Source organism: Paenarthrobacter sp. YIM B13468 (assembly GCF_042788025.1).
GTDB classification, from domain to species: Bacteria; Actinomycetota; Actinomycetes; order Actinomycetales; family Micrococcaceae; genus Arthrobacter; species Arthrobacter aromaticivorans.
Window position 1 is genome coordinate 132,614 of sequence record NZ_JBHZPI010000015.1, and the last position, 16,608, is coordinate 149,221.

The window sequence follows — 16,608 nt, forward strand, 5'->3', positions numbered from 1 at the left end:
CCCGCGTCCGCAGCCTGGCAATGAAGATTGCAGGCGCAGCCGTGGTCGCCGGTCTCGTTGCGGGTTGCGGCACAAGCGGCGGTTCGGGTTCAAGCGCCGGCAATGCCGATGTCGCCACCGGCGGCTCCAAGTTCACCACTGCGGACCAGGAAACTGCCAAGCTTGGAACCGATGCTGCCCCCGGCGTTTTCCCGCGCACGCTGAAGCACGCCAACGGCGAAACCACACTGGAAGCCAAGCCCACCCGTGTGGTGGTCCTGGACACCGGTGAGCTGGATGACGTGGTGTCCCTGGGTATGACACCCGTAGGCATGGCCACAACGGAAGGCGCCAACCCGGTCCCCAGCTACCTGGCTGACAAGGTTAAGGACGTGGCGTCGGTAGGCACCATCCAGGACCTCAACCTTGAGGCGATCGCCGCCCTCAAGCCGGACCTGATCCTGGGCAGCAAGCTGCGTGCAGACAAGCTGTACAAGCAGCTGTCCACGATCGCACCCACGGTCTTCAGCATCCGGCCCGGCTTCCCATGGAAGGAAAACTTCCTGCTGGTTGGCAAGGCCCTCGGCGAGGAAGACAAGGCCGTCAAGGCACTCAACGACTACCAGGCCGAAGCCGATGCCCTCAAGGCGGATGTGAAGGGCGATCCCAAGATCTCGCTGGTTCGCTTCCTCCCAGGCAAGATCCGCCTGTACGCGAACAAGTCGCTGATCGGCGTCATCCTGAAGGACGCAGGCCTGGCCCGCCCGGAGAACCAGAACATCGACGAACTTGCCGCCGAGATCTCGGCCGAAAACATCGAGCAGGGTGATTCCGACTGGATCTTCTACAGCAGCTACGGGGATCCTGCCGCTACAGGCGAGACCTCAGTTGTTGAGGGCGCAGTCTGGCCGAAGCTCAGCGCAGTCAAAGCCGGCCAAGCCAAGGCTGTCAGCGATGACGTGTGGTTCCTCGGCCTCGGCCCGACAGGCGCGCAGCTGATCCTCAAGGACCTGCGCAGCATGTTGGTCCGCTAACGCCTTCAACTGCCCAACACAAGCACCCCAACGACGACGGCGGCCCTCACCAAAAGGTGGGGGCCGCCGTCGTTGTTAATCACCCAACTGAGTAGCACTTAAGAACGTTATGAGGGCCCAAAACGCGCACAAATGCGACTCAGTTGGGGGAGACTAAGCCTTGCGCGGGATGCCCGTGCGCGCCATTGCCTCGGCGTAGGCGCTGTGGATGGCGTCCAGGTATTCCTGCTGGCGGGCGGGTGTGCCGGCGAAGGAGCGGCCACCAAGGGAACGGACCTTGAAGGTCTTGAAGCCGCGGCGGGCGATGCTGGCGGGGGCGGCCTTCATCAATTGGTCGGCAAGGCGGTGCGCTTCATTGCCGTGTGCCACAAGGGCCGACGTGCGCGGCAGGATCGCCAGCAAGCGCAGGAGCGGCTTGAGGCCTTCGGTGATGTTTGCCGGTGTCAGCTTGCCCGGTTCCTCGTTGGGCTCGATCCACGGGTACGCGTTCCACGGCATCATGAGCTCGGGGCGGAGGCCCAGCTGCCACTGCATGCCCAGCATGCGGGTGCTTGCTTCCTCGTCGCCCGGGGTGATGAAGCCCTCGCCCGAATTGGTGCGCTGGTTGGAGAAAAGGCTGACGATACGGCAGTCGTCCATGCTGTGGGCGGGGTCGATGTAGAGGACCTCGCTGCCTGGCTTCTGTTCCTTCAGGGAATCGCACAGACCGTTGACCTCGGCGATGTGGGGTTCGTAACGGCGGTTCCAGAGGAGTTCTTCGGGTGATTCAGTCGCCAGGTCTTGCATCAGGGGTTTGGTCTCCTAGGTGTTACTGCGCGCACCTATCCAAGGGGCCGCGGGCATGCCGCTGCCGAACCTCAAAGGGTGCTGTTGGGGGCTAACTAACCTTACCGGACTATGGGCGCTGCAGCACCCTGTTTCGGCGCGCCCCCAAATGAGACACGGCGTGTTGCCCCGGAACGCGGTTCGTGTCGAGCCTGAGTCTTAACCCATTTGTGCAGGTCAAAGCCGTTGACTTTGACCTGCACAAATGATGGATTGGGCTATTGGTTTTGGGGAACCTGTTCTGGAACCCCCGACTCCATGCACCGGTCTTCAACAGCATCTTTCGCATCATCTACCTCGGGGGCAAACGTGGTTGTATCAACAGAGGCGTCGGCAGAATCAGGGCAGCGTCCCAAAAAAGCACCAAAGGTTCGCGCGATCCTGGCAGGTGGACTTGTCCTGGGAGTGGGTGCGGCGATCACTCTGGCGGCGTGGAACAGCTCCGAGTTTGCCCAAGGCACCTTCACAGCAGGCTCCTTCAATCTCCAGGGGAGCGTCAACGGGACCACGTTCACAGAGAATCCGGTAGGCTCGCCGGCCACGTTGGCATTCACTACCAACCCGACAAACCTGTCGCCGGGCGACGTCGTATCCGCCCCGTTCGCTGTCAGGTTGGATGCGGCGTCAAGCTACGACGCCACGGTGACCATCTCCACGGAAGGATCCACGGGATCCCTGGCGGGCTTAACGTACGAGCTCACGCAGTCTGACGCTTTCGGTTGCGCCGAAACTGTCACGGAAACGTTGGTGGCGGCCGGAGAAACGCTGGGGTCGACGCCGGCGAGCGTCACCTTTCCGTTGACTCAGGGAGCCGGTACCGACCCCGGAGCACCAGTGAACCTCTGCTTCCGGGTGACCGCGGGGGCAGTTGTCCAAGCCCAAACCGGGTCCACCACGTGGGAATTCGCCGCACAGTCGCAGTGATCCATGGGTCATCGACGAGCAAAAACCAAGCGCGGTGTAGTTTTCCTTCGTATCCGTGCGCTCCTCGCAGGCGCATTGGCATTGGGACTCGGCGGCTCCGTCACGCTCGCTTCCTGGACGGACAGCGAATTCGCCACGGGTTCGTTCGGAGCGAGCGTTTTCGTGACCGAGTCCAACGTCACCAATCCGTACAACGCTCTGGGAACGTGGAGCACCAACGACGTTTCACCGGGTGCCACTTTGGTGTTCAATGCCGCCGCGATGAGCCCGGGCACCGTGTTCTATGCGCCGTTCGCCGTCAGGACCAAGACGGCGTCCGTGGCGGGCGAGGTGGTGCTAGAGATTCCGGTGGTGACCAGCAGCGGAACGGGGACCGCAGATCTCGGGGCTGCGCTTCGTTATCGCGTGGTGCGTTCAGCCACGTGTGACGCTTCAACGTTCACCGGGACACCGGATTTCGTGGTGGGTAGCGATGGCGTCAAACCCTTGACCGTGGGCCAGGCTGCCGGCGTCGTAAATCCACTGGCTGCGGCCACGGCGACCCTGCCGGGGGCAGCCACGCAATTCTGCTTTGAGGTATCGCTTCCGGCAGGGGCGAACAATGCGTTGCAGGGCCAGACAGCAAGTGCGACCTGGCAGTTCACTGCCACCTCAAGCTCATGAGCAGGCCCCGGTTCCGGCCTGGCCGGTTTGAGCACCGCTTGCGGGAGACGCTGCTGAACCTGGCTGCCGCGGGCGGCACTGTCTGCCTCATCGCAGTGGTTCTCGCTGTGGCGTTCAACATCACCCTGATCCTGTTCAAAACCGGCTCCATGTCGCCCACTATCCCAGCAGGTTCGTTGGCCGTGGTTCGCGAGATTCCAGCGGCCGAGATCAAAATAGGTGACGTTGTTACGGTGGACCGGCCCGGAAAGCTGCCCATCACGCACAGGATCCAGAGTGTTGGACCCGCGGAGGGAGCTGCCCGCACCATCACAATGAAAGGCGACGCCAACGCCGACGCTGATCCAGCGCCGTACGTCGTGGAGCGCGTCCGAATTGTCCTCTGGTCCGTCCCCGGCCTCGCCTATCCCTTGGCTGCCGCCGCCAACCCGGTGGTGCTGGGTGTGACCACCGTCTGCGTAGCAGCGCTGGTGAGCTGGGTGCTGTGGCCTCGGAACGGATCCCGAAACGGATCCGGCCGCGGCCAGCGCCGAAAAAGAGGGCAACATGCTGCTACCTAGATTGAGGGCCTTGACCGGGCTGCTCGCTCTCTTTTTGTTGGGCGCCCTACCGGCCCACGCCGAGGAAGGACCTTCCGGTTGGCTGGAGCTCGACGCCGGTCCGGCCGGGGAAGTGCACCGTCTCACCCCTGGTGGGACGGCGGATTGGGTGGTGGACGTGCACGCACGCGGTGAGGGTGCCGGTCTACTGGAAGTGTGGATCCAGCCGGCCGAAACTGCAGGTCCGAAGAGTCAATCCAAGGGGCTCCGGAACTTCCTCAGCGTGCAGTTACGCTCCTGTGAACAGCCATGGAATGGAACCATGTGCGTGAGCGGTGAACGGAGCTTGCTTGAGCCTACGGATCTAAACCTTGCCGAGGGCTTGAGGATCGACCTCATGAAAGACGGCAGCACATGGTCCAACGGGTCGTACGTCCTGGTGAGCGCGGCGCTCGCGGAGGACGTTCCCGCAGAGTTCCAGGGGAGCCGCACGCAGATTGTGCTGGGTGTCCATGGTTCCGGCAATGCGGTTGGAGATCCCAGCCCCGGTGCGGTCACCGCACGTCCGGGCGGGCCGCCGTCGTCCATTGGCTTGGCTGATACCGGTGCCAGGCTAGGTGGCGCAGCGATGCTGGGCGTGCTTGCGGTCGCCGCAGGGTTCGCTCTTGCCCGGTTGCGGGGTGCGCAAGTATGAAGAAGCGGCTCGGGTGGCTGGCGTCCGGGGCGGTGGCATTCGCCTTACTGACTTCCGCCTCAAGCCCGCCATCGGTGACGGAGGCGTCCTGGCAGCGGAGTGAATTCGGCACGGGTAGCTTCGGGACCATCACGATTCCGCCCGCAACGCTCAATGGCGCCTGCGAATACCATCCGGTTTTACTCGGCGCCGGAGCCTACGTCAGGATATTTTGGAAGCCGCCAGCCGCCTACCCAGACCTCGCGGATGCTCTGATTGATGTCCACCTGATCACTGCCGGATCCCCGGTGACCACCCTGCAGGGGTATCCAGGTACGGCCAACACAACCGGGACATCGGCGGGCTACACCACGGACATTCCAGCCACGCTTCTTGGTGGCATTTTGGGGTTCAACACGCAGTTCCAAGTAGATATCTACGTCACGACGGCCGGTTGGAAGTCCACACCCGTCTCGGTCAAGGCCAATGCAGGACTGATTGCTGGCGTTGGTGGTTCCTGCACCAATCTGTGAATCGTCACCGGCGTACTCCAAACTGACGCTAAACGTCCCCGGGACACTCCTTGACACCAGAGTTTCAGGCCCCATCGGCTAAACTTGGCTGGTAAGAGCCCCGAAACTCTTGCGTATGCTGCCATGTGGCAGGCTGCACCGGTAAGTCGGGGCATTCTCATGTACGGCGTCGAGTCCTGGCCATCCGGCTTGGTCTCGCCCGAAAGAATGGGGGAGGATCCCATGCCCGCTATCGTGATCGTCGGAGCCCAGTGGGGCGACGAAGGCAAAGGCAAAGCTACCGATCTGCTCGGTGGCCGTGTTGACTACGTGGTTAAGCCCAACGGCGGCAACAACGCCGGGCACACCGTGGTGGTTGGCGGTGAGAAGTATGAGCTGAAGCTCCTTCCCGCGGGCATTCTGAGCCCCAATGCAATTCCCATTATTGGCAACGGCTGCGTGGTGAACCTCGAGGCCCTTTTCCAGGAAATCGACGGCCTTGAAGCCCGTGGCGCGGACACCTCCCGTTTGCGCGTTTCGGCCAACGCACACCTCGTAGCGCCGTACCACCAGGTCCTGGACAAGGTCACGGAGCGCTTCCTCGGCAGCCGCGCCATCGGAACCACGGGCCGTGGCATTGGTCCGGCTTACATGGACAAGGTGGCCCGCTTGGGCATCCGCGTCCAAGACGTCTTCGACGAATCGATCCTCCGCCAGAAGGTGGAAGGCTCCCTGCGCCAGAAGAACGAACTCCTGGTCAAGGTCTACAACCGCCGCGACATCGTGGTGGACGAGATCGTGGAATACTTCCTGTCCTTCGCAGAGCGTCTCCGCCCGCTGGTCATCGACAGCACGCTTGAGCTGAACAACGCTCTGGACGAGGGCAAGGTTGTGCTCATGGAGGGCGGTCAGGCCACGTTCCTGGACGTCGACCACGGCACCTACCCGTTCGTCACGTCCTCCAACCCGACGGCCGGCGGTGCTTCCGTTGGCTCGGGCATTGGCCCCACCCGGATTTCGCGCTCCATCGGCATCATCAAGGCCTACACCACGCGCGTTGGCGCCGGCCCGTTCCCCACGGAACTCTTCGACGAGATGGGCGTCTACCTGCAGAAGACCGGTGGCGAGTTTGGTGTGAACACCGGCCGCCCTCGCCGCTGCGGTTGGTACGACGCCGTGCTGGCGCGCCACGCTTCTCGCGTCAACGGCTTCACGGACTACTTCGTGACCAAGCTGGATGTCCTCACGGGCATCGAGCAGATCCCGGTCTGCGTTGCCTACGACGTCGACGGCGTCCGCCACGACGAAATGCCCATGACGCAGACCGAGTTCCACCACGCGGTGCCGATCTTTGAGTACTTCGACGGTTGGACTGAGGACATCACCGGCGCCCGGACCATGGAGGACCTTCCGGAGAATGCCCGCAACTATGTGCTGGCTTTGGAAAAGCTCTCCGGTACGCGGTTCTCGGCCATCGGCGTCGGACCGGACCGCGACCAGACGATCGTTGTGCATGATCTGATCAACGACTAAGTTTTTACTGAATTTACGACGACGGCGGGTCACCCCTGGTCCTTTGGAACGCTGGTTCCTCAGGAACCTTGGGGTGGCCCGCCGTCGTAAAGTATTAGATGACCGAGTTGGTCAGGGTGCCGATCTCACCAAGCGTGATGTCCACACGGTGTCCTGGCTCAACCGCAACAGCCGTTCCCGGAGCCCCGGTCATGGCGACGTCTCCGGGCATAAGGGTCAGCCAGGACGTGGCGTAAATCAGGCAGTCGATCACGGACGAAGGAAGGTTGAACGTTCCCGATTTCGCTTTGACGACTCCGTTGATCAGAACGTCGATTCCTACGAGGTCAGGACCCGGTAAGTCGGTTTCGATCCAAGGTCCGAGGGGCGTGTAATTCACGCCGGCCTTGCCTTGGAAATCGCGTGCTGCGGTGACCTCATCCTGGTCGCCGGCTACCGTGTGCACTGATTTAAGCCACGCCTGAATCGGTAGGGGATGGCTGTTGAGCGTACGGTTGTGGGCGATACCTATTACCACGGACGCGGGTCACCGGTGAGAGATAAACGGCCTCGGCTTCCATTGTTGCTTCCCCCGTACGGCTGAGGGTTTCTGCGAAAGGATCAACGATGTGTTCCCACAGTCCGTTACGGAAGACTGCATGCGTTGGGCCCGCGGAGGACAATATTCTGGCGATCCGCATGGTTCTCCTTGCTAGATTGTGAAGCCCGATCGGGACGTGCGGCTATTGGAGGAATCTAAAGGCGCTCCACGGCTTTAACACGGCGAACGCACATGTGCTGGAGTGCCTGGCCCCGAAACTTGGGCACCGCTGGCTGGTTTGAGTACGAAAAAACGCCGGTTCGCCGCAGCCCAGGCACCTTAGGCCATGCCTGCGGGTGTTCTGCCATTCCTCATCTCGTGTGGCGTACTCAATGGCGTCCCAATCCTTACCGTCCACTTCGCTCAACGCGCGTTTCACGACTCAAGCTTTCTCGTATGTGTACCCGAAGGGGACGTCGTTGCTTAGTTCCAGCGTGAACCTTCCGGGGGCTTGCCGGGTGACCAAGATGCCGCCGGTGCCGTGAGCAAGAGCCTTGAGTTGAAGCCCGCGAACCGCAGCATCCAAGATTCCATCCACGTCGCGGGCTTGCTTGATGACCACTTCGGTCCTTTCCAAGGCCAGCTCACTCACGGCACCACTTCCCGTGCTGCCGTGGTGTTCAGGGCCGCCCTGGAACGGAGTCTTTCGTTGAATTCCGAGGTTTCAAGAACGTCCCTGTTGATGACGAATTCCGGTACCCGGCCCTCCGCGACATTGACAATCGCCCGGACACAGCTGCTGCCATTGCCAACGGACATTTCATCGGTCCATGAGAGGCAATGAGGGGAGAGAGTGACGTTTTCCATGCCCAGCAGTTCGTTGGCGACGGGCTCCTCTTCAAAAACGTCCAGCCCCGCTCCGGCGATGGTTCCGTTGGCCAGTGCTGAAATGAGGTCCTTTTCGTCGATGATGGGTCCTCGTGCCATGTTGATGACCACGGAGGTGGGCTTCATCCTCGCAAGGATCTCCGCATTGATGATGTGTCGTGTCGTCTCCGTGAGGACTGCCATGACGATCAGTGCGTCGCAGGTCGCAGCTACGTCCTCGAGCCCCATCAACTCGACTCCCAGTTCACGGGCCCTTTCGGGGGAACAATAGGGGTCGTGGCCTACACACCGGACGTTGAAGGGTTGGAGAAGCCGGATCAGTTCGCCGCCGGTATTTCCGACGCCCAGGAAGCCGATGGTCTTGCCCGTTAAGCCCGTGCCCATGAAGGTTTCACGGAGGTCCCAGGACTCTTCACGTACCAGGCGGTCCTTCATGACCGTGTGGTGGAATACCGAAAGGAGCATGGACAGAGTTGCGGTTGCGACCGGGCCTCTGGCGCCGTCAGGGGTAATGGTCGCCACTGTTCCTGCCCGCGTGCATGCTGCGAGGTCGACGGCGTCGAACCCGACCCCGAATCGTGCGAGGATGAGCGGCGGGTTGGCGACGCCGTCGAATGAAGACGCTGTGACAGCGGGCGCAGCGTAGAGGATGGCGTCGTAGCGCTCCATTTGTTCCGGGGTCAGCGCTTCTGCGCTGCTGTGCATATACTCCCAGTCCAATCCGGCTTCTTGAAGGCCGGCAAGGCCGATGTCTCCCCACACATTGTTGCCCTCGGCATCGAGGAAGTCGCGGGATATACCTACTGTGAATGTCATTAGAAAACCGCCAGGGGATTAACGGGCGAGCCAGTGCCGCGGGGAATGTTGAGGGGGGCGACCACGAACATGAACCGATAGCGGTCCTCCTGGGCGCAGGCAGTACCGAGTTCTTCGAGGTCGAGGTTGTCCAGGAGGGGCAGACCCATGGCCGTTATTGCAAGGATGTGAATGGGGGAATGGATGCCTGGTGTGGGTGAGGGGCGCACGTCCGAGTCACCGTCGCCGCCCAGAAGGACTATTCCCCGTTCGGCAAGTAAAGGCATGCAGTCTATGTGAAGGCCGGCACTGAGGTCGGAGGAGTCCCACATGCCGAGCTCACGTGCGCGGCGAAAATGGCCGGTCCGGATCAGGACTGCGTCGCCTTGGCTGATAGTGATTCCGAGGCGCTCTTCCGCGGCGAGGATGTCCTCTGCATGGATGGCTGTGCCGGGTTCGAGCCACGGAACGTCGAACAGCACGGTGAAGTCCAGGAGGACTGCTGACGCCACCAGGGAACCAAGCGCGCTCACCGAGCCGAAATCCGCTCCCGTAGCAGTAACTACGTCCTTGGACACCTTCCCCTCATAAAGGGAACCTTTGTATGCGATATGACTGAGTGCATCCAGATGACTGACGGCCTTCCCGTGGTAGTCAACGCCGATGAAGTCTTTGTTGCAGGACGGCTCGGGAGCCTCGCGCACCCCAAGATCGGTCATGTAATGCAGTGCCGGGTTGGCATTGGAGGGCCCGCTGGTGGTGTTCCATGGCAGCGCTGTGGTTACCACGCGGCCGCTGCGGACCAGCGAGGCAGCCGCAATCACGCCTGTTGGAGTGGCTGTCTGCCAAGCCCCGGCCGACGGGTTTTCGTAGGTGCCCCACGTCTTTACCTGTTCAAAGACTTGTTCGAAGCGTTCCACGGACACATCGGGTCCGTTGCCGTGTGGGGCTGGGTAGAGTGATCTTGCCGTGGTGTGTTCAGCGCACACTGTGTACTCCTAGATTTTTGGTGTCCCTGGTTCAGCGTCGGGGAAACACCTCGTGCGTCGACTCGACGCAGAATATGGAGGCCGGTTTTCTGGGCCCGAAAGGGTGACGTAGCAATAGTAGGCCAATATACTGGTCAAGAGTCAATACTTTGATTTCGGAGGTAGGAAATGACGGCAGAGACCAGCGCGGGTGCATCGAGTGCGGTACCCGCTGTTACGCGGGCGATGGCAATTCTTGATCTTGTGGCCGCGGCCGGGCAGGCCGGCATGAGTGTGCCCGAGATAGCCAAGGCGATGGATTTGGCCAAGTCCTCGACGGCCAACATCTGCGGCGCGCTTGAAGTGGAGGGTATGCTGCGCCGTTCTGATAGCCGCTTCATCCTGGGTCGCAGGATCCTGTCCCTTGCCGGCGACTACCTTCGCTCGGCGGATCAGCTCTCCGAGTTTTACGCTTTATGCCGGCGCTCCCGCCTGATTTCCAGGGAGGCTGCCCGGCTGGCTTTGCTGGACGGAACAGACGTCCTCTATCTTGCGCGCTACGAGGGGACCAACCCCATCAGGCTGACTGCAAATATCGGCGACCGCTTCCCGGCCCACGTCACGGCCACGGGCAAGGCAGTGCTCTCGACCCTGCCGGAAGCGGTAGTGGAAGACCGCTACCGCGGAAAGGCGTTTACGCCCTTTACCGCCCGATCGCTCACGAGTGTTTCCGAGCTCCTTTCCGATCTTGAGAAGTCGCGCCACCGGGGCTATTTCATGGACGACGAGGAGACGAATGTCGGCGTGGTGTGTTTCGCCGTTCCAGTAGTGGATATTCCCGGTGAACCTGCGCAGTTTGCCATCAGCGCAACGCTGCTCAAGGCTCGTGCCGATGAGTTGGACCATGCAGAAGTTGTGCAGGAGTTGCAGCTCATCGCCGACGCTTTGGCCAACCCACTCAGTGCGCACTCCCTATAAGAAGCCGAGCATGGGGGGCTGGGTTTCCGCAGTCTGACTGGACCAATTTCGCTTCATTTTGAGCAAACTATTGACCAAAGGGTTGGACATCGGTCAGGATATTGGTCAATAGGTCATAGGTGACCACCCAGAAATTTTAGGCAGCACTGGGGCTGCAAGGAGCGAACATGGGAACCAACCCTCCTTCGAAAACACTGATCCAGATTGACCGTCTGTCAAAGCGATTCGGTGTCAACGCGGCTCTGCAGGATGTCGACCTGACATTGGAGGCGGGCAGCATCCACGCGCTGCTTGGCCAGAACGGCGCCGGCAAGTCGACGCTCATCAAGATCCTGTCGGGGCTCTACTCACCTACCAGCGGTCGGATCACCGTCGCAGGCCATGCCTTGGGCACGCCGGAGGCGGCTGCCAGTATGGCGTTCATCCACCAGGACCTGGGCCTGGTTGATTCCATGACCATTGCCGAGAATATTGCCCTCGGAACTGGATTTGGCCGTTCGGGCGGGCTCATCTCTTGGCACAAGGTCCGTGAGGGTGCAGCAGAGGCCCTTCAAACGGTTGCCGCGCACCTTGAGCCGGACCGATATGTCTCAGAATTGAGCAGGGCTGACAAGTCGCTGGTTGCCATCGCCAGGGCCTTGGCCTCGAATGCTTCGGTAATCGTCCTGGATGAGCCGACGGCGAGCCTGCCCGCTGCCGATTCCCGCAAGCTCTTCGACGTGTTGGAAAGACTCAGGAGCAAGGGCCATGGCCTCTTGTATGTGAGTCACCGGCTCGACGAGGTCTTTGCCATCTCGGACACGGTTACGGTTCTGCGCGATGGCCGGCTGATTCACAGCGGCCCCATTGCACAGAAATCTCCGCGGGAACTTGTGGTGGACATCGTTGGCCATAAGCCAGCGAGCTATAGCTCAAAAAGTATGGTTGGGCAGAATGCCGAGCGGCTGGCGGTCCATGAACTTGCAACCGAACGGACCCGCCCCGTCTCCTTCTCCGTCCGGGCGGGGGAGGTAGTGGGCATGGTGGGCCTTACCGGGGCAGGGCACATGGAGATTGGACGTGCCCTGGCTGGTGCCTATCGCATCCATTCAGGCAGCGTCACCTTGGACTCGGAGAACTATCAGCCACGGTCCGCATCCGATGCCGTAGCGGCAGGCATAGGTTTTGTCACCAGTAACCGGATGGATGAAGGCTGCGCACCTGAATTGACCCTTCGGGAGAACTTCCTGCCGAATCCAGGTGTCCATTCGAAGAACCCCTTCCTGTGGACCAAACCCAAAGAAGAACGGAGGCTCGCAGAGAGCCTGATCGCGCGCTACGGGGTCCGGCCAGCCCTCCCGGAAGTGGCCATCGCCACACTTTCCGGCGGTAACCAGCAGAAAATCATGATCGGCAGGTGGCTAAGCGCCAACCGTAAACTCATCATCCTCGAAGAACCCACCGCGGGCGTGGACGTCGGGGCCAAAGCAGATATCTACAGGCTGTTGGAGGAATCCCTCGCAGCTGGACTGGCCGTCTTGATGATTTCCACTGATTTTGAAGAGGTCGCCAGCGTTTGCCAGCGGGCGCTCGTCTTCGTCCAGGGAAACGTGACCACCGAACTGTCAGGCCCGGACCTGACCATTGCAAACCTCACTGCGGCCGCCTCGGGTGCTGCCCATACTTCGGAGTGAACCTCACATGAACGAAAAACAAAAAAGCAGCAGGCAAGGCGTTGCCCACCTTCTGGGCCCCTATGGACTGGTTGTCATCCTCGTCGCACTCTTCGCAGTGTTCGCGCTTATCCTTCCCCAAACCTTCCTGTCGGGCAGGAATTTCAATGCGATCCTCAGCAACCAGTCCATCCCGGCCCTGCTGGCTCTGGGGGCCATGATCCCCATCGCAACCGGCAAGTTCGACCTCTCCATTGGGTACGGACTAGGGCTATCCCACGTGATCGTCCTCAAACTCATCATCGACGGAGGTCTGCCTTGGGGATTGGCGGCCCTTGTGGCACTCGGGGTGATGGCCTTGGTGGGCATTATCAACGGGCTTCTGGTGGAGTTCGGCCAGATCGACTCTTTCGTGGCCACCTTGGGTACGGGAACCGTGCTTTACGCCATAACCGGCGCCATCACCAACGGGGCACGAGTAGTCCCCGGTGATGGGGGCCTGCCGATATCTTTCAAAGACCTCTACGACTCCAAGATCGCAGGAGTTCCGATCGTCGCCGTTTACCTGTTGGTGGTTGCTGCTGTCCTGTGGATCCTGTTTGAGCGACTGCCCCTCGGCCGCTACTTCTACGTTCTGGGATCAAACCCCCGCGCCGCTGCCTTGATGGGCATCCCCACCAAGCGCTACTCAATCTATGCTTTCACCTTCTCCGCAGTCGTCACCGGGTTCGCCGGAGTGCTGCTCGCCTCGCAACAGCAAATCGGGAACCCCAGCGTAGGTATGGACTACCTGTTGCCCGCGTTCGTCGGCGCCTTGCTCGGTGCTACCGCCATCAAACCGGGACGCGCGAACGTCATTGGCACCCTGGTGGCTGTCATCACCCTGGCTATTGGACTCGCCGGCATTTCGCAACTGGGAGCCCAGTTCTGGGTGACCCCCCTCTTCAACGGCGTAACGCTGCTCATCGCGGTGGGCCTCGCTGGATACTCTGCCAGGCGGAAGCTCCGGGCAGGTGCAGTGGCAGCACCCCCGCTCGCACCTACCCCCACCGACGAAACACCGGCGGCTCCGGGACCGACCACCTCAGCCGGCCTACCGCCAGCATCCGCGCCGAGTCTCCGGTAGCACAAACCAGTAGCCCAGCATTTCGTCATCCCGCTTACCACAACGGAATTCCCCAGACTGAAAGGCTCCACCATGACTTCTCCCATGCCCCGCTTCCTGCTCGCCACCGGTGCCGTACTGGTGCTTGGACTCACAGGCTGCACCAGCGGTTCTTCCGAATCCAGCACGCAAGGGACCGCTGCAGCCGGAGACAGCGGCTGTGCCGACGTCGTCGCCACAGCGCAAAAGGCTGTTGACAACGCCGCTAAAGCGGAGGCCCAATGGGACGGTCCGACGACCGGTCCTACCGCAGCAGCCGGAAAGACCATCGTGTACGTCGCACAATCCATGACAAATCCAGGCGTTGCCGGAGTCGCGAAAGGACTTCAGGAGGCTACAGCGGCCATCGGATGGAACGTCAAAGTCATCGATGGACTGGGCACTCCGGCAGGGATCCAAAGCGCCTTCAGCCAAGCGTTGACCACCAAGCCCGACGGTATTGTGATCGGAGGCTTCGATCCCAAGACCACAGCAGCCCAGGTGGCCGAGGCCAATGCATCGAAGATCCCTCTCGTTGCGTGGCAGGCTCTTTCCACCCCTGGCCCCAGCTCTGACCCCCTGCTGTTCAGCAACGTCACCACCAAGGTCGAGGACGTGGCGAAGATCAGCGCCGACTACGTCATCGCAAAGTCCAACGGCAAGGCTGGCGTCGTCATCTTCACGGACTCCTCCATTCCGTTCGCCGAAGGTAAATCCCAGATGATCAAGAAGGAACTGGAAACCTGTGCCGGCACGAAGGTCCTGGACTACGCAAACGTTCCGCTCTCCGACGTCAGTGCACGCATGCCCCAGGAGGTGTCATCCCTGCTGAGCAAGCACAACGACGCATGGACCTACTCCGTGGCCATCAACGATGTCTACTACGAAAACGCGGCAGCAGCATTGCGGGCCGGTGGGGTCAATGCCGGTGGTGCACCCTACAACGTAGGAGCAGGAGATGGAGATTCGTCCGCGCTGCAGCGGATCAAAACCAACGAATACCAAAGCGCAACCGTACCTTCCCCCCTTAAGTCGGAGGGATGGCAACTCGTGGACGAGTTGAACCGCGCCTTCAACAATCAGCCCGCCAGCGGGTACGTCCCCCAAATCCATGTCTCCACCAAGGAAAACACCACGGCCACCGATGCCTGGGATCCCATGGGCTACCAGGACGCCTACCGCAAGATCTGGGGCAAATAATTCATTGCTGCCCCACCGGCCAGGGCTCTCGGGTCCCGCAAGACAAGGTTTTACTTTGAAAGAGACCAGCATTTCGCAGAGCGCAGATCCAGCAAACGGGCACCACAACCCCAGTGTCGGCTTCGTTGGACTGGGCCTGATGGGCGGCCCAATGGCAGCCAACCTCCTCAAGGCAGGATGGAAAGTACGCGCGTGGAACCGCTCACCTGAAGCGGTTGAGGAGGTCGTTGGACTCGGCGGGTCCAGGGCAGAGGCTGTGGCGGACCTTCGCAACGAGCCGATCATCGTCTTCATGCTTCCGGATCTGCCGTTCATCGAAGAGGCCGCAACGGACCTGCTCGACGCCTGGCGGAGCGAACCGCCGAAGCCGGGCACCGCCGTCGTGATTATGAGCAGTGTTTCTCCAACGGAAGTGCAACGTTTCGGCGAAAGAGTCCATCAGGCCAGCGGCGGGAACGCCGTGGTGGTGGACGCGCCAGTAAGCGGCGGCACTGCTGGCGCCGAAAACGGATCCTTGGCCATTATGGCAGGGGCGTCCGAAGCGGACTTTGAACGGCTTCAGCCGCTCTTTGAAACTATGGGAACAACGGTCCGCCGCATGGGGCTGCTGGGTTCGGGCTCGCTCGCCAAGGCGTGTAACCAGCTGATTGTCGGAACCACGACGGCGGCACTCGCGGAGGCTGCTGAACTTGCCGAACGCTCCGGAATGGATGTTGCCGCCCTCTATGAGGTGCTGGCTGGCGGGCTGGCTGGAAGCCGGGTCCTTGAATGGGTGGGTACGCGGCTTGCAGCCAAGGACTATACGCCCACCGGACCGGCGAAGTTCATGCACAAGGACCTGGCCTTCGTGCTGCAGAGCGCCTCGCGGGCTGGGAGCGTCATGCCGATGGCTGCCGCTGCCCGCAGGTTGTACGCAAGCCTGGTCGACCAAGGCCTGGGCGACCTGGACCTCGCTGTGGTCCGCGAGACCGTTGCACGCCTTAGCGACGGCCGTGGTGCCGTGCTGCTGAATGAAATGGATGTCCTATGAGTGGATTGTTTGATCTGAGTGGGCGTGTTGCGTTGGTGACGGGTTCGAGCCGGGGGATTGGTAACGCGTTGGCCCGTGGCCTGGCTGATGCTGGTGCGACGGTGGTGTTGAACGGGATCAATCCCGAGCGTTTGGAAGCGGCAATGGACGTAATGGCGGCTGGCTACCCTGCAGGGAGGGTCCACAGCCGGGCGTTTGATGTGACGGATGCGGTGTCGGCTGCCGAGGGCGTGGCGTGGATCGAGGCCAATGTTGGTCCGTTGGAGATCCTGGTGAACAATGCCGGAATCCAGCACCGGGTTCCCATGCTTGAGCTGGATGTCAGGGACTGGGACCGGGTGATCAGCACGGATTTGACGAGCGCGTTCCTGGTGGGCCGGGAAGCGGCCCGTCACATGATTCCCAGGGGCAGGGGGAAGATCATCAATATCTGTTCGGTCCAGACGGACCTTGCACGCCCGACGATTGCCCCGTATGTGGCGGCCAAGGGCGGGCTGCGTAACCTGACCCGGGCGATGACTGCGGAGTGGGCTGCGTCGGGGTTGCAGATCAACGGGATCGCGCCGGGGTATATCCATACGGAAATGACGCAGAACCTGGTCGATGATGAGGCGTTCAATTCCTGGATCCTGGGCAGGACCCCTGCGCACCGGTGGGGGACGGTCGCTGACTTGGCCGGGCCTGCTGTGTGGCTGGCGTCGGAGGCGTCCAATTTCGTCAATGGCCAGACGATCTTCGTTGATGGCGGAAT

Annotated in this window: 18 protein-coding genes; 13 read left to right on the plus strand and 5 right to left on the minus strand. The window is 61.4% G+C overall.

Features of this window, described 5'->3' with window-relative positions:
- Positions 1-20 precede the first annotated feature (20 nt).
- Positions 21-1,013: an ABC transporter substrate-binding protein gene (locus ACFX4T_RS15480; RefSeq protein ID WP_377652624.1), complete on the plus strand. Its 993-nt coding sequence runs from the start codon at positions 21-23 to the stop codon at positions 1,011-1,013.
- Positions 1,014-1,166: 153 nt separating this feature from the next.
- On the opposite strand, the gene ACFX4T_RS15485 is transcribed toward ACFX4T_RS15480, so the two are convergent.
- Positions 1,167-1,799 (minus strand): uracil-DNA glycosylase, encoded by a 633-nt coding sequence (locus ACFX4T_RS15485; protein WP_377652609.1) that lies wholly within the window; start codon positions 1,797-1,799, stop codon positions 1,167-1,169.
- A gap of 348 nt (positions 1,800-2,147) precedes the next feature.
- On the opposite strand from ACFX4T_RS15485, the gene ACFX4T_RS15490 reads away from it, so the two are divergent.
- The 6 genes from ACFX4T_RS15490 to ACFX4T_RS15515 all read left to right on the plus strand — a co-directional run bounded on the left by ACFX4T_RS15490 (position 2,148) and on the right by ACFX4T_RS15515 (position 6,682).
- Positions 2,148-2,762, plus strand: a complete 615-nt coding sequence (locus ACFX4T_RS15490; protein ID WP_223947787.1) for a SipW-dependent-type signal peptide-containing protein — start codon at positions 2,148-2,150, stop codon at positions 2,760-2,762.
- 3 nt (positions 2,763-2,765) lie between these two features.
- A complete protein-coding gene (locus tag ACFX4T_RS15495; protein ID WP_377652610.1) occupies positions 2,766-3,425 on the plus strand; it encodes a SipW-dependent-type signal peptide-containing protein in 660 nt (219 codons plus the stop codon).
- Positions 3,422-3,985, plus strand: a complete 564-nt coding sequence (locus tag ACFX4T_RS15500; RefSeq protein ID WP_377652611.1) for a signal peptidase I — start codon at positions 3,422-3,424, stop codon at positions 3,983-3,985. Before ACFX4T_RS15495 ends, ACFX4T_RS15500 begins: the two co-directional genes overlap by 4 nt.
- A 10-nt stretch (positions 3,986-3,995) precedes the next feature.
- Entirely contained in the window at positions 3,996-4,658 is a 663-nt protein-coding gene (locus ACFX4T_RS15505; RefSeq protein WP_377652612.1) for a hypothetical protein, read from the plus strand.
- A complete protein-coding gene (locus tag ACFX4T_RS15510; RefSeq protein ID WP_377652613.1) occupies positions 4,655-5,170 on the plus strand; it encodes a hypothetical protein in 516 nt (171 codons plus the stop codon). Before ACFX4T_RS15505 ends, ACFX4T_RS15510 begins: the two co-directional genes overlap by 4 nt.
- 222 nt (positions 5,171-5,392) lie before the next feature.
- A complete protein-coding gene (locus ACFX4T_RS15515) occupies positions 5,393-6,682 on the plus strand; it encodes an adenylosuccinate synthase (RefSeq protein WP_216922102.1) in 1,290 nt (429 codons plus the stop codon).
- Positions 6,683-6,776: 94 nt separating this feature from the next.
- Here ACFX4T_RS15515 and ACFX4T_RS15520 read toward each other — a convergent pair whose 3' ends face one another.
- The 4 genes from ACFX4T_RS15520 to ACFX4T_RS15535 form a co-directional block, all read right to left on the minus strand.
- Positions 6,777-7,127 (minus strand): fumarylacetoacetate hydrolase family protein, encoded by a 351-nt coding sequence (locus ACFX4T_RS15520; RefSeq protein ID WP_377652614.1) that lies wholly within the window; start codon positions 7,125-7,127, stop codon positions 6,777-6,779.
- 517 nt (positions 7,128-7,644) lie between these two features.
- The gene (locus ACFX4T_RS15525; protein ID WP_377652615.1) at positions 7,645-7,854 is read right to left on the minus strand and encodes a hypothetical protein; all 210 of its coding nucleotides are present in this window, start codon (positions 7,852-7,854) and stop codon (positions 7,645-7,647) included.
- Positions 7,851-8,906 carry an NAD(P)-dependent oxidoreductase gene (locus ACFX4T_RS15530; RefSeq protein ID WP_377652616.1) on the minus strand — a complete coding sequence of 352 codons (1,056 nt, stop codon included), beginning with the start codon at positions 8,904-8,906 and terminating at the stop codon, positions 7,851-7,853. Before ACFX4T_RS15530 ends, ACFX4T_RS15525 begins: the two co-directional genes overlap by 4 nt.
- Positions 8,906-9,874, minus strand: coding sequence for a cyclase family protein (locus ACFX4T_RS15535; protein ID WP_377652617.1), 969 nt, complete (start codon positions 9,872-9,874; stop codon positions 8,906-8,908). Before ACFX4T_RS15535 ends, ACFX4T_RS15530 begins: the two co-directional genes overlap by 1 nt.
- Before the next feature lie 168 nt (positions 9,875-10,042).
- Here ACFX4T_RS15535 and ACFX4T_RS15540 point away from each other — a divergent pair, with 168 nt between their 5' ends.
- The 6 genes from ACFX4T_RS15540 to ACFX4T_RS15565 all read left to right on the plus strand — a co-directional run.
- Positions 10,043-10,831, plus strand: a complete 789-nt coding sequence (locus ACFX4T_RS15540; RefSeq protein ID WP_377652618.1) for an IclR family transcriptional regulator — start codon at positions 10,043-10,045, stop codon at positions 10,829-10,831.
- A gap of 167 nt (positions 10,832-10,998) precedes the next feature.
- A complete protein-coding gene (locus tag ACFX4T_RS15545) occupies positions 10,999-12,504 on the plus strand; it encodes a sugar ABC transporter ATP-binding protein (protein WP_377652619.1) in 1,506 nt (501 codons plus the stop codon).
- A 7-nt stretch (positions 12,505-12,511) separates the two neighbouring features.
- Positions 12,512-13,609, plus strand: coding sequence for an ABC transporter permease (locus ACFX4T_RS15550; RefSeq protein WP_377652620.1), 1,098 nt, complete (start codon positions 12,512-12,514; stop codon positions 13,607-13,609).
- Positions 13,610-13,681: 72 nt separating this feature from the next.
- Entirely contained in the window at positions 13,682-14,827 is a 1,146-nt protein-coding gene (locus ACFX4T_RS15555; protein WP_377652621.1) for a substrate-binding domain-containing protein, read from the plus strand.
- A gap of 55 nt (positions 14,828-14,882) precedes the next feature.
- Positions 14,883-15,857, plus strand: a complete 975-nt coding sequence (locus ACFX4T_RS15560) for an NAD(P)-dependent oxidoreductase (RefSeq protein ID WP_377652622.1) — start codon at positions 14,883-14,885, stop codon at positions 15,855-15,857.
- Positions 15,854-16,608, plus strand: a 755-nt coding sequence (locus ACFX4T_RS15565) for an SDR family oxidoreductase (RefSeq protein WP_377652623.1), incomplete at its 3' end; no start/stop codon positions are given. The genes ACFX4T_RS15560 and ACFX4T_RS15565, both read left to right, overlap by 4 nt.